This window comes from Cryobacterium sp. TMS1-20-1 (assembly GCF_004402355.1).
Classification (GTDB): Bacteria; Actinomycetota; Actinomycetes; order Actinomycetales; family Microbacteriaceae; genus Cryobacterium; species Cryobacterium levicorallinum.
The window spans coordinates 27,994-39,831 of record NZ_SOGF01000025.1; the positions used below are offsets into that span (position 1 = coordinate 27,994).

The window sequence follows — 11,838 nt, forward strand, 5'->3', positions numbered from 1 at the left end:
TTTCACCCGGAAACCTACGCGGAGGCGACGAGCTTGACGCGCAGCGAATCCACGCCGGTCGTGATGATCTCGCTCTCCGACCACCGGGTGCCGAGGCGGCTCAGAATCGCGTCAAGGTCCGACTGGGTGAGGCCGTCGACCAATTCCAGTTGGACCACGAGTTCGGGACCTTTGAGCTGCGCCAGCGGGTCGCCCGCCATGAGCTGAACCGAGAGCACCGAGAGTTCCGTGGCGATTGATGCGGTGAAAGCGTCGGCGATGAAGTGGCTCGCGTAACTCGGAGTCCACGGCAGCGACTGGGCGATCGCCCAAAGCGCCGGTCGCCGAATGATGAATTCCCCGGGGGATGTCGGGTCGAGCACGACGAGGTCGGTGTCTTCCTGCGCGGCGGCCAGGGCGACGCGCACGGCATCCGCTGGTACGGGCCTTGCGAGGGGGTTCCACGCCGCCATGGCAGCGGTCGACGAGAAGACTGGGAGCACGGTACGGCCGTCCGGCCCTTCAACCGTGATGATCGATAGTTCCTGGGTTTTATCGATGGTCTGCCCGCGCGCGTTCACGGCGGCCTCGCCGAGCTTGGTCACCAGCGGAATGAGCAGGCGAGATCCGCGAATAGCATCGATGACGCTTTCTTCGCCGGCCTCTCGAGCTTGAAAACGGGCAAGCGCCGCGGCAAGGGCGGCGGGCGCGGCCCCGTCATCACCGGCGTCGAGGTTGGCCTCGAATTCCCGTCCGGCCCACGGCTGGCCGGCCGAGTCGGCCGTGTTGGCTGACTCATTCCCGTCGCCAGGTCGTCCTGAGCCCGGCTGCCCCGAGGGGTCTCCCGTTGAGCCGAGGTTTCGCGCCCGAGCCATTAGTCCCCCGCGACGTCCAGGGCCTCGGCCAGCGTGAACGCGCCGGCGTAGAGCGCCTTGCCCACGATGGCACCCTCAAGCCCCAGCGGCACAAGCTTGCGCAACGCTTGAATGTCATCAAGGCTCGAAATGCCGCCGGAGGCAATGACCGGCTTGCGCGTGCGGTCGAGTACCTGACGCAGCAGGTCAATGTTCGGGCCCTGCAGAGTGCCGTCCTTGGTGACGTCGGTCACCACATAGCGGGCACACCCGGCTGTTTCGAGCCGTTCGAGGACCTGCCAGAGGTCCCCGCCATCTTTGGTCCAGCCACGCGCGGCCAGGGTGGTTCCGCGTACATCAAGGCCAACGGCAACGGCCTCACCGTATTGTGCGATGACGCTCGCCGCCCACTCCGGGTTTTCCAGCGCTGCGGTGCCGAGGTTGATGCGTTTAACGCCGGTGGTCAGTGCCGCTTCGAGCGATTCGTCATCGCGGATACCGCCGGAGAGCTCGATGTTCACGCCCTTGACCTGACGAATGACCTTCTTGATCACACCCGTGTTGCTGCCACGGCCGAAGGCCGCGTCGAGGTCGACGAGGTGAATCCACTCAGCACCTTGCCTGGCCCAGTCGGCCGCGGCGTCGACGGGGTCACCGTAGTTCGTTTCCGTGCCGGCCTCGCCCTGGGTCAGGCGAACCGCCTTGCCGCCGGCCACATCGACGGCGGGCAGGAGGACGAGCCTCGGTGTCTTGTTGAACTCACTCATTGGTGTCCTTGATTGGTGCGGTCGCGCTGTGCGACCAATTGCAGGGGCTGTGGCTGTGATGCGGATGGGACTGTGAAGTCTAGGCTCGCCGGGCTAACGGTGCAGCGTGCCGATCCAGTTCTTCAACAAGCGGATGCCTGCCTCCCCCGATTTCTCCGGGTGAAACTGGGTGGCGCTGAGCGGTCCGTTCTCGATCGCGGCCAGGAACGGCGCCCCATGATCGGCCCAGGTCAGCCGGGGCTCTGGGAACGGCGGCATGACCTCAAGCGTCCAGGATTGCGCGGCATAGGAGTGCACGAAGTAGAACCGCTCGTCTTCGATGCCTCGGAACAATTCAGAGTTCGGTGCGCTCGTGACGGTGTTCCAGCCCGTGTGCGGAAGGATCTTCGCGGGAAGCTCGGTGACCGTTCCCGGCCATTCGCCGAGCCCCTCGGTGTCCACGCCACGTTCCACTCCATGCTCGAACATGACCTGCATGCCGACGCAAATTCCGAGCACCGGGCGGCCGCCGGCCAGACGACGGTCGACGATGTCGTCACCGCGAACGGACTTGAGCGCTGCCATCACGGCGCTGAACGCTCCAACTCCGGGCACGACGAGACCGTCGGCCTCCAATGCAGTCGTGCGGTCGCTCGTGAGGGTGACCTCGGCGCCGGCCAACTCGAGCGCCTTGACCGCGGAGTGCACGTTTCCGGTTCCGTAGTCGAAGACGACAACCTTCGTCATAGGGCTCCCTTGGTCGACGGAATACCGTGCACCAGCGGATCGAGGGCCTTGGCGAGTCGGAAGGCGCGGGCGAAGGCCTTGAATTCAGCCTCGGCAATGTGGTGCGGATCGCGCCCGCCAAGCAGGGTCACGTGCACGGTCAGGCAGGCGTGAAAAGTAATCGCTTCGAAGACGTGACGCACCATGGAGCCGGTAAAATGTCCGCCGATGAGGTGAAATTCAAAACCGGCCGGTTCGCCCGTGTGCACGAGGTAGGGGCGGCCGGAGATGTCGACCACGGCCTGGGCCAGCGCCTCGTCGAGGGGCACGAGAGCGTCACCGTAACGGGAGATGCCCGATTTGTCACCAAGGGACTGACGAATGGCCTGACCGAGCACGATTCCGACGTCTTCGATGGTGTGGTGCACGTCGATTTCGATGTCGCCGGAGGCGCGCACCGTGAGGTCGGTCAGGGAGTGTTTGGCGAACGCCGTCAGCAGGTGGTCGAAGAACGGAACCGAGGTACGGATGTCACTGACGCCGGTGCCATCAAGGTTCAGAGACAGGTCGATGCTGGATTCACTCGTCTCCCGTTGCAGGTGTGCGACGCGGGGTGCGGGAATGTCAGCAGGTGAGCTCATGGACCTAGTTTATTCGGCTTGGGCGGGCGCAATTTGACCGGGGCCACCACTGCGACCAAGTCGGGCGATGGCGTCGAGGAACAGGGTCGTCTCCTGTTCGGTGCCGGCGGTCACGCGCAGGTGGTGGGCGATGCCCACATCGCGAATGAGAATTCCCTCAGCCAGCAGCGCCTCGAAGGTCTCGTGCGGGTCGGCTACTCCCCCGAACAGTACGAAGTTGCTCCAGCTGCGGTGCGGGGCATAGCCCAGGCCCGCAAGCTCGACAACGAGTCGATCGCGCTGCCCACGAATGTCATCGACCATCGCGAGCATCTCGACGCTGTGCGCCAGGGCCGCGTTTGCGGCCGCCTGGGTCAGGGCCGAGAGGTGGTACGGCAAGCGAACCAGACGCAGGGCATCCGTTACGGCCGGATCGGCAGCCAGGTAGCCCACACGGGCACCGGCGAACGCGAAGGCCTTGCTCATCGTTCGGGAGACGAGCAGGCGTTCCCGGCCAGGCAGCAGGGTGAGCGCGCTCGGGGTGCCGACCGGAGCGAATTCGGCGTAGGCCTCATCGACCACGACGATGCCGTCGGTCGCGTCATAGGCAGCGGCGATGGTCTCGAGGGAGAGCGGCGTACCGGTGGGGTTGTTCGGCGAGCAGAGAAAGACGATATCGGGCTTGGTACGCGTGATCTCGCTCACGGCGGTCGCTGGCGACAGCTCGTAGTCAGCGTCGCGGGCACCGGCAATCCAGGTGGTGTCGGTTCCCGACGCGAGGATCGAGTACATCGAGTAGGTCGGGGCAAAGCCCAGCAGGCTGCGTCCCGGTCCGCCGAAAGCCTGCAGCACTTGTTGCAGCACCTCGTTGGAGCCGTTGGCCGCCCAGATATTCTCGGCGGTCAGTCCTTCGCCGAGGTAGCGGGCGAGCGCCTCGCGCAGGGCGGTGAACTCTCGATCGGGATACCGATTCACCGAGCGGATGGCCTCGGCCAGGCCGGCGAGGATGTCGCGGGCCACCGCTTCAGGAATGGGGTGCGTGTTCTCGTTCACGTTCAGGGCCACTGGAACATGCAGTTGCGGAGCACCGTAGGGCGTCAGGCCGTGCAGGTTGGTGCGGAGGGGAAGATCTTCGAGACTGGTCACCCTCTCCATGCTAGGGCCCCGTACTGCTGCCCATCACTACTTAGGAGTTGGCGGGGATTTCCAGGCGCTGGCCCGGCTGCAGCGTTTCCACCGACAGGGCGTTGATGCGCTTGATATCGGCGACAACGTCGCGCGGGTCGGCGGCGGGAAAGTTCTCTTCAGCAAGGTTCCAGAGAGTTTGGCCGGGTTCGACCGTGATGAATCGGGCTGAACCGACGTCGGTCGGTGAATAGGCCAACGTGGCCACGATGCCGGAGTCGGTTGTGTACGACACGAGATCGATGCCGGTGGCGGCCCCAGAGGCGCCCACCGCTCCCCCATTGACGGCAAATACAAGGGCGCCCAGAACGACCGGCAATGCGGCGAGCGTGGTGAAGACGACTCGCCCACGCCGGGTGAGGCGAAGACGTGTGACGGGCGGGAGAGAAACTGCGGGAGCAAATGCTGTGGTCATGTCAAACCTCCAAGGTAGGCGGGCTGCGAGTCTCGTATTCGGCCCTCGGCCGGGAGGACCGAATACGAAACTATGTTCCGAATATAACTTCGAACAATCGAACATGCAAGCTTTTTCTCGTCTCTGCCCGGAAAATCACGCAACACACTCGAATAAGTGTTTGTTTCAAGGCCGAGAACTGGATAAACTTTCGATAGGTCAATTGCTTGATTGCTACTCAACCAGACACCACCGACATTCCCGCGAGACGTCCTCTAACCCGCGCGGGACCGACGCAAGGAGCGCTTCTCGTGACACAAAGCACCGGCGGTACCCGCGACAAGGGCGGCACTCGGCGCCGCAAGAGTTTGAGCCCGCGCCAGCTCGCCATCCTCGACGTTATTCAGCGTTCGGTCAGCTCGCGCGGCTACCCGCCGAGCATGCGTGAGATCGGTGACGCCGTCGGCCTCGCCTCGCTATCGAGCGTGACTCACCAGCTCAACCAGCTTGAGCTGAGCGGCTATCTGCGTCGTGACCCGAATCGTCCTCGCGCACTCGAGGTACTCATCGAGATTCAACGCGCGCCCGAAGACGTCGGAACCGGCGACCAGGACAGTTTTCACCCGGGCGTGCAGGTCGGCGACGCTGCGATGGTTCCCCTCGTCGGTCGAATCGCTGCCGGCATTCCGATCACGGCAGATCAGCAGATCGACGAGATCTTCCCGCTCCCCCGCCAGCTCGTCGGCCAGGGGGAGCTGTTCATGCTCAAGGTCGTCGGTGAGTCGATGATCGATGCGGCGATCTGCGACGGTGACTGGGTTGTCGTTCGCCAGCAGAAGACCGCGGAGAACGGCGAAATCGTGGCGGCCATGCTCGACAACGAGGCCACCGTGAAGGTACTGCGCAAGCGCGACGGCCATACCTGGCTGCTGCCGCGCAACAGTAACTTCGAGCCCATCGTCGGCGACTACGCCGACATCCTCGGCAAGGTCGTCGCCGTATTGCGCTCGGTCTAGCGAGTCACCTTCAAGCAAAGAAGAGAACAGAAGCACGGCGCGAGGCCCGACCACTAACCGGTGATCGGGCCTGAAGACTGCCGGCTGGCGCCAGGTACGCGAGTGAGCTACCGGGTGAGGCTAGCTCTCAGATCGGCAGCGCGGCGATCGCGCACCACCCGGGTCGCAGCCAGCATGTTGTGCAGGGACTGCACCGTCTCCTCGTAGCCACGCGTCTTGAGCCCGCAGTCCGGGTTCACCCAGACCTGGCGTTCGGGGATGGATTCCAGGGCGGTGTCCAGCAGGGTCGTCAGCTCGTCGACACTGGGTACTCGCGGCGAGTGGATGTCATAGATGCCGGCCCCGATGCCGTGGTTGAACCCGCCGGCCTCAATCTGCTGGACCACCTCCATGCGCGAGCGGGCCGCTTCGATGCTCGTGACGTCGGCGTCGAGGTTGCGGATAGCCTCGATGACGACGCCGAACTCCGAGTAGCAGAGGTGCGTGTGAATTTGAGTCGCTTCCGCGACCCCGGCCGTGGCCAGCCGAAAGGAGCCGACCGACCAGTCCAGGTAGTCGGCGTGGTCCTTCTTCTTTAGCGGCAGCAGCTCCCGCAAGGCCGGCTCGTCGACCTGAACGATCTTGATGCCCGCAGCTTCCAGGTCGCCGATTTCATCGCGCAGGGCAAGGGCGACCTGGCGAGCGGTCTCGCCAAGCGGCTGGTCGTCACGCACGAACGACCAGGCCAGAATGGTCACCGGTCCGGTGAGCATGCCCTTGACCGGCTTGGCTGTCAGGCTCTGCGTGTACACCGACCAGTCCACCGTGATCGGGGCCGGGCGCGAGACGTCGCCCCACAGAATGGATGGCCGGGTGCAGCGGCTGCCGTAGGACTGCACCCAGCCGTTCTCGGTCACGGTGAACCCGTCGAGGTTCTCAGCAAAATACTGCACCATGTCGTTGCGCTCGGGTTCCCCGTGCACGAGCACGTCGAGTCCGATCTCTTCCTGCAGGGCGACGACGCGGCCGATCTCGGCGCGCATCAGGTCGCGGTAGTCATCGGCTGGCAGGTTTCCTTTGAGAAACTGGGCGCGTGCCCGGCGAATGTCTGCGGTCTGCGGGAAGGATCCGATCGTGGTCGTGGGCAGCGACGGCAGCTGCAGCGCAACATTCTGAGCAGTCAGGCGATCGGCGTAGGCACCACGGGTGAAATCGGCGTCGGTGAGTGCGGCCGAACGCGCTCGCACCGAACCGTCGCGCACCCCCGGAGCGGCGAGACGCGCGGTCAGCGCGGCAGCGGCATCCGCGAGCGGATTGGCAATGGCCGCCTGCCCCTCAGCGAGGCCGAGCGCGAGGGTTACGACCTGGCCCACCTTCTGGTCGGCAAAGGCCAGCCAGCTGGTCAGGTCGAGCGGCAACGAGGTCTCATCCAGCACGTCGTGCGGCACGTGCAGCAGCGACGTTGAGGTGGATACGGTGACGGAGTCGGACAGCGCGCGCACGCTCTCGGCGCGCTCGAAAGCGCCTGCCAGGTCGCCGCGCCAGATGTTATGCCCGTCAATCACCCCGGCAACGAGGGTCTTGGCGGCCAGCCCGGGCACTGCCTGCGGCAGGGTGCCCCGAACCAGGTCGAGGCCGATCGCCTCGACGGTAGTACTGGCAAGAACCGGCAGGGCATCATCGAGACTGCCGTAGGGCGCCGCGACAAACAGGGCGGGGCGGCCACTGAGCCGACCGAGCACGCCATAAGCGGATGCGACCGCCGCCAGCGTGTCCCCGCGTGGCACATCGATCGATTCGCTGACCAGTCCCGGCTCGTCGAGCTGCACCCAGTCGGCGCCGGCATCCGCTAGCCGGGATAGCAGCGCTGCGTAGACAGGAAGGATGTCGTCGAGCCGGGACAGCGGGGAGAACCCGGCTGGCGCCTCATCGCTGGCCTTGCTGAGCAGTAGAAAGGTGACCGGACCGACGAGCACCGGACGGGTGAGGAAACCGGCCGCCTTGGCCTCGAGAAACTCGCGCACGATGCGGTCACCGGCCAACGAGAACACGGTCTCCGGGCCAATCTCGGGCACGAGGTAGTGGTAGTTCGAGTCGAACCACTTGGTCATCTCAAGCGGCAGGTTCTCGCCCTCGCCGCGGGCCAGGGTGAAATACCCGGCCAGGTCGATGGTTCCATCAGCACCGACGAGCGAGGCAAACCGGGTGGGAATCGCTCCAACGGCGACAATGGTGTCCAGCACCTGGTCGTAGTACGAGAACGACTCGGGGATCGACGAGTCGGCGCGGCCGAGCCCGAGGTCAACGAGCCGTTCCCGGGTGGCCGAGCGCAGTTCGGCGGCCACGCTCTCCACAGCGACCGCGTCGATCGCCCCAGACCAGAACGCTTCGACGGCCTTCTTGAGCTCGCGCCGGCGACCGATACGCGGGTAGCCGAGGATGGTACCGGTGGGAAATGCGGGTGAAATGGGCATGGAGATTCCTTCACTGGAGATTGGTCGTTGGAATGGCGCAAAATAACGAACGAGTTCGCGGCCTACACGCTGAAGCGGGCGTGAGGCCTAAAGCATTACTGCCGGCACCGGAAGCGCCCCACACCCCTCGAGAACCTGCAGCACTGTGTCGTGTTGGTTGAAGGCGTAGAGGTGGAGTCCGGGGGCGCCGCCCGCAAGCACATCCTGCCCGAGGCGCACGGCGTAGTCGATGCCGATCTGGCGCTGCCCTTCCTCGGTCGGTTCGACTTCAAGGTCGATGGACAGGCCGGCCGGCAGCTTCTCCCCGGAGAGCTGCAGAATTCGGCGCAACCGGTTCGGGCTGGTCACCGGCATGATGCCGGGAAGAATGGGAAAGAGCACCCCGGCCGAGCGAGCCCGCTGGATGAAGCTCAGGTAGTCGTCGGCGTGGAAGAAGAGTTGGGTGATGGCGAGGTTGGCACCAGCTGCTTGCTTGGCCAGCAGGGTGTCGATGTCCTGGCTGACCGACCGGGAGTTGGGGTGTCCGTTCGGAAAGGCCGCGACCCCGATGCGCACCTTGCTGCGTTCCGTTTTCACCCCGCGGGCGCCGGGCAGACCCGGAATCACCGTCTCGATGTACGGCACCCGTTCGGTCTGCACGCGGTGAATGAGCTGCACCAGCTCCCCCGCGCTGTGCAGATCCCCGAGAAAAGTGTTGTCGCCTTCGACCGCGCCCGGCGGTGCGTCGCCGCGAATGGCCAGAAAGCTGCGTATGCCGGCGTCGAGGAACTCCCGAATGAGGCGGCTGGCCTCTGCGTGCGAGGAGCCGACGCAGGTGAGGTGCGCCATCGCATCCGCTTCGGTGTGATTTTTGATGTAGCGCAGCACGTCCAGAGAAGAGTTGCGCGAGGAGCCGTTGGCGCCGTAGGTGACCGAGATGAACTCGGGGCCGGCGGCGGCCAGGTGGTCGATAGTGCTCATTAGAGCGGATGCTGCGGCCGCCGATTTGGGCGGGTACACCTCGAACGAGAACGCCGGGCGGGCGTTACACGCGGAAATTCCTGTCGTGGTCATGGTTCCTCATTCGGCAGAAGCAGTACAGCGGGTGATGGCCGGGCGGCCGCGGACGCGCCAGCGTGCTGGCGGTTCTTCGCGGGCGGATGCCGGGCTCGGCTGTCGCTCCATGCCGGGGAATGAATTCCGTCGGCAACGATTGATTAGACAGTAACAACACCAACGTCGAGCGATGCGAATATGACAGTTCGTGTCATCCGTGCGGTCAGACGGCATCTATCCGCTGGCCCAGGGGACGGGATAGGTGTTGAGGCCGCGCGGGTGGCTGGTCCCCTACGGTGTCACCGATTTCGGCGCTTCCCGTACTGCCGGAGACCGGCGGCTACGACGCCTATTCGTTACCTCAAGATCGCGCTGCACACTCGGCGTGATCGTCACCGTCCTCGGTGATGATTGGTCAAGCATCACGTCGAGTGGGTCTGCTGCGTTCATATGTTGCTCCAAGTCTGAAGGGTCCGTCACTACAGACATGTCCGGACGGACTCGAAACGATCATTCGGCAAGTTGATCTCCCTGACCGGATGTGATGAAGTCCGGACAAGGAGCGAGAACGTCGCCGATTTTTCACGCAGACTGAGACTGCGGTCGAATCGACGTACCATGTGGATTTTGCCGTTTGGTGGCGGCATTCTGTGTTCGCTATATGTCGCTGGCGGGGCGCCGAGCGTCCGGAAATATATCTATGCGGTGGCCAGCTCGAGTAGACCGGCGGCGAGACCGAGGAGGGCGCACACGCCGATGGTGCGCAGTGCGGTCCACCGGAGTTTCAGCATGAGCACCGCGGCGACTGCTGCGACGGCGACCGGCAGGATGCTCAGCGAGCTGAGCACGGGCAGCTGGAGTTGCAGCGGCCCGGAGTCGAGGCGGAACGTTTCGGAGAAGAGGATGTTGATGGCGAAGAAGACGGCGAGATTGGCGATGACTCCGACGACCGCCGCAGTGATGCCGGTGAGTGCGCCGGAGAGGTGGCGGTTGCCGCGGAGCCGTTCGATGTGGGGTGCGCCGAGGAAGATGAAAATGAAGCAGGGCACGAAGGTGACCCAGGTGGTCAGGAGTGCTCCGATGATGGCTGCGACCCAGGGGTCGAGGTCGCCGGGGTTGCGGTAGGCGCCGATGAAGCCGACGAACTGGACGACCATAATCAGGGGTCCGGGTGTGGTCTCGGCCAGACCGAGTCCGCGGGCCATTTCTCCGGGGGTGAGCCAGTGGAAGACCTCCACGGCTTGCTGGGCGACGTAGGCCAGCACGGCGTACGCGCCACCGAAGGTGACCAGGGCCATGGTGGAGAAGAACACGCCCTGCTGCGTGAATACCGAGCCGATCCCGGTGAAAAAAACTACGGCGATTATGGGCAGGATCCACAGTGTCAGCCCCACGGCCAGGACCTTGCCCGCGCTCACCGCGGAGGGCTTCCCGGCGTTGAGCGCGTTATCGGCGATGACGGGTTGGATTCCGTCGGGTGCATCGCCGCTGCCGTCGATCTTCTTCGCTACGCCGGGCACATAGCGTGTGAGGAGCCAGCCGGTCAGGGCTGCGATGAGGATCACAACGGGGAAGGGAACTGCAAACAGGGCCAGGGCGGCGAACGCAGCGACGGCGAGCACGACCAAGGCGGGGTGGACGAGGGACCGTCGGCCAACCTTCACAATGGCTTGACCCACGATGATCAGTGTGGCGGCGGCGATGCCGGTGAAGAGAGCTGCGACCACGGGGGCGTCACCGTAGGCCACGAAGATGGCCGACAGGGCAAGGAGGGCGACAACTCCGGGAAGGACGAACAGGGTGCCGGCGACCAGGCCGCCGCGTTTGCCGTTGAGCAGCCAGCCGATGTAGATGGCCAGCTGTTGCGCCTCGGGGCCGGGGAGCATGACACAGAAGTTCATGGCGTGCTGGAAGCGGCGGTGTCCGATCCACCGTTTCTCTTCGACGAGGATGCGGTGCATGACGGCGATCTGTCCGGCCGGCCCGCCGAAAGTCTCGAGCGAGACGAGGAACCAGACGCGCAGGGCGTCTCGGAACGGGACCAGGTCTCGGGTCTCGGCGGCATCCGTTGCGGACGCTGGCCGGGCATTCTTGGGTTTCACAGTGCAGTTCTCGTATCGTCAGGAGGCTTCGCGGCCGTGGAGCAGGCTGCGTCGAAGCGGCCATCCTCGAGGTCGGCCTCATGGACGATCTGGCCGATTTCCAGAGTACGGGATCGGCTAGTTCGTGCCGGCGCAGGATCGTTTCGAACGTGCAGTCAGCGCCCTGGTGGGAGTGCTCAGCGCCGCGCATGTCGAATGCCGTCGCACCTGTCGGAACGTCGGCCGGGTCGGCGACGAAGATGAACTGCGCATCCGCATCGATGAATCGGGTTATGAGCCAGGCGCATGCGGCCCGGTCGATATGCATATGTTCGCGCGTGGCCCACTTCACGATGGCTCAACCTCACCCGAGCCGCCGAGGCCCTCATGATGCCGTCCTCGGGAAAACCCTCACCGCGACCTTTCGCCGTAAATTCATCAACCTCACTGGAGAGTCTCCACCCCAGCACGCCGCATGACTCCGCCGCCCGTCATGCCGAAACCAGCGTCGGGATATGATTATCGAGTTTCCAAACCGGGACCGTTGCGCACGTTGCTCGTGGACGGGCTCCAGAAACCAGAAACGGCCCGCACAACGTGATGAACCGTTGGACGAGCCGTAGCCGGGAAGGACGCCGTCTGGGACTGTCTCTTAAACGGTGTTTCCGGCCTGACGCGCCGGACTTGGGTCTGGCGGGAAAGGTGCCGTGATGACGACACTTGATGCTGTGACGAAGAAGACGAAATCT

10 protein-coding genes and 1 pseudogene are annotated in these 11,838 nt (G+C 64.6%); 1 reads left to right on the plus strand and 10 read right to left on the minus strand.

The features are described from left to right. Positions 1 to 14: 14 nt before the first annotated feature. The 6 genes from E3O45_RS05575 to E3O45_RS05600 form a co-directional block, all read right to left on the minus strand. Positions 15 to 854 carry an SseB family protein gene (locus tag E3O45_RS05575; protein ID WP_134442411.1) on the minus strand — a complete coding sequence of 280 codons (840 nt, stop codon included), beginning with the start codon at positions 852 to 854 and terminating at the stop codon, positions 15 to 17. Next, entirely contained in the window at positions 854 to 1,600 is a 747-nt protein-coding gene (gene priA / locus E3O45_RS05580; protein WP_092449858.1) for a bifunctional 1-(5-phosphoribosyl)-5-((5-phosphoribosylamino)methylideneamino)imidazole-4-carboxamide isomerase/phosphoribosylanthranilate isomerase PriA, read from the minus strand. Before priA ends, E3O45_RS05575 begins: the two co-directional genes overlap by 1 nt. Positions 1,601 to 1,693: 93 nt before the next feature. Then, positions 1,694 to 2,326 (minus strand): imidazole glycerol phosphate synthase subunit HisH, encoded by a 633-nt coding sequence (hisH, locus tag E3O45_RS05585; protein WP_134442412.1) that lies wholly within the window; start codon positions 2,324 to 2,326, stop codon positions 1,694 to 1,696. Then, positions 2,323 to 2,946: an imidazoleglycerol-phosphate dehydratase HisB gene (gene hisB / locus E3O45_RS05590; protein WP_134442414.1), complete on the minus strand. Its 624-nt coding sequence runs from the start codon at positions 2,944 to 2,946 to the stop codon at positions 2,323 to 2,325. Before hisB ends, hisH begins: the two co-directional genes overlap by 4 nt. A gap of 9 nt (positions 2,947 to 2,955) precedes the next feature. Continuing rightward, positions 2,956 to 4,080, minus strand: coding sequence for a histidinol-phosphate transaminase (locus E3O45_RS05595; RefSeq protein WP_134442416.1), 1,125 nt, complete (start codon positions 4,078 to 4,080; stop codon positions 2,956 to 2,958). 31 nt (positions 4,081 to 4,111) lie between these two features. Next, on the minus strand, positions 4,112 to 4,525 hold the full coding sequence (locus tag E3O45_RS05600) for a LysM peptidoglycan-binding domain-containing protein (RefSeq protein ID WP_134442418.1): 414 nt from the start codon (positions 4,523 to 4,525) through the stop codon (positions 4,112 to 4,114). Positions 4,526 to 4,815: 290 nt separating this feature from the next. Between E3O45_RS05600 and lexA the strand changes: the two genes are divergently transcribed. Then, the gene (gene lexA / locus E3O45_RS05605; RefSeq protein WP_104132437.1) at positions 4,816 to 5,520 is read left to right on the plus strand and encodes a transcriptional repressor LexA; all 705 of its coding nucleotides are present in this window, start codon (positions 4,816 to 4,818) and stop codon (positions 5,518 to 5,520) included. Between the two features lie 107 nt (positions 5,521 to 5,627). Here the strand turns inward: lexA and metE are convergent, their stop codons facing one another. From metE to E3O45_RS17930, 4 genes and pseudogenes are all read right to left on the minus strand, one after another. Beyond that, the gene (gene metE / locus E3O45_RS05610; protein WP_134442419.1) at positions 5,628 to 7,973 is read right to left on the minus strand and encodes a 5-methyltetrahydropteroyltriglutamate--homocysteine S-methyltransferase; all 2,346 of its coding nucleotides are present in this window, start codon (positions 7,971 to 7,973) and stop codon (positions 5,628 to 5,630) included. Between the two features lie 87 nt (positions 7,974 to 8,060). Further along, positions 8,061 to 9,026: a methylenetetrahydrofolate reductase gene (locus E3O45_RS05615; protein WP_174843055.1), complete on the minus strand. Its 966-nt coding sequence runs from the start codon at positions 9,024 to 9,026 to the stop codon at positions 8,061 to 8,063. Between the two features lie 680 nt (positions 9,027 to 9,706). Continuing rightward, positions 9,707 to 11,110, minus strand: coding sequence for a chromate efflux transporter (gene chrA, locus E3O45_RS05620; protein WP_134442421.1), 1,404 nt, complete (start codon positions 11,108 to 11,110; stop codon positions 9,707 to 9,709). 151 nt (positions 11,111 to 11,261) lie between these two features. Further along, positions 11,262 to 11,417: pseudogene (locus E3O45_RS17930) on the minus strand (chromate resistance protein ChrB domain-containing protein); the annotation flags it as partial. Positions 11,418 to 11,838 lie beyond the last annotated feature (421 nt).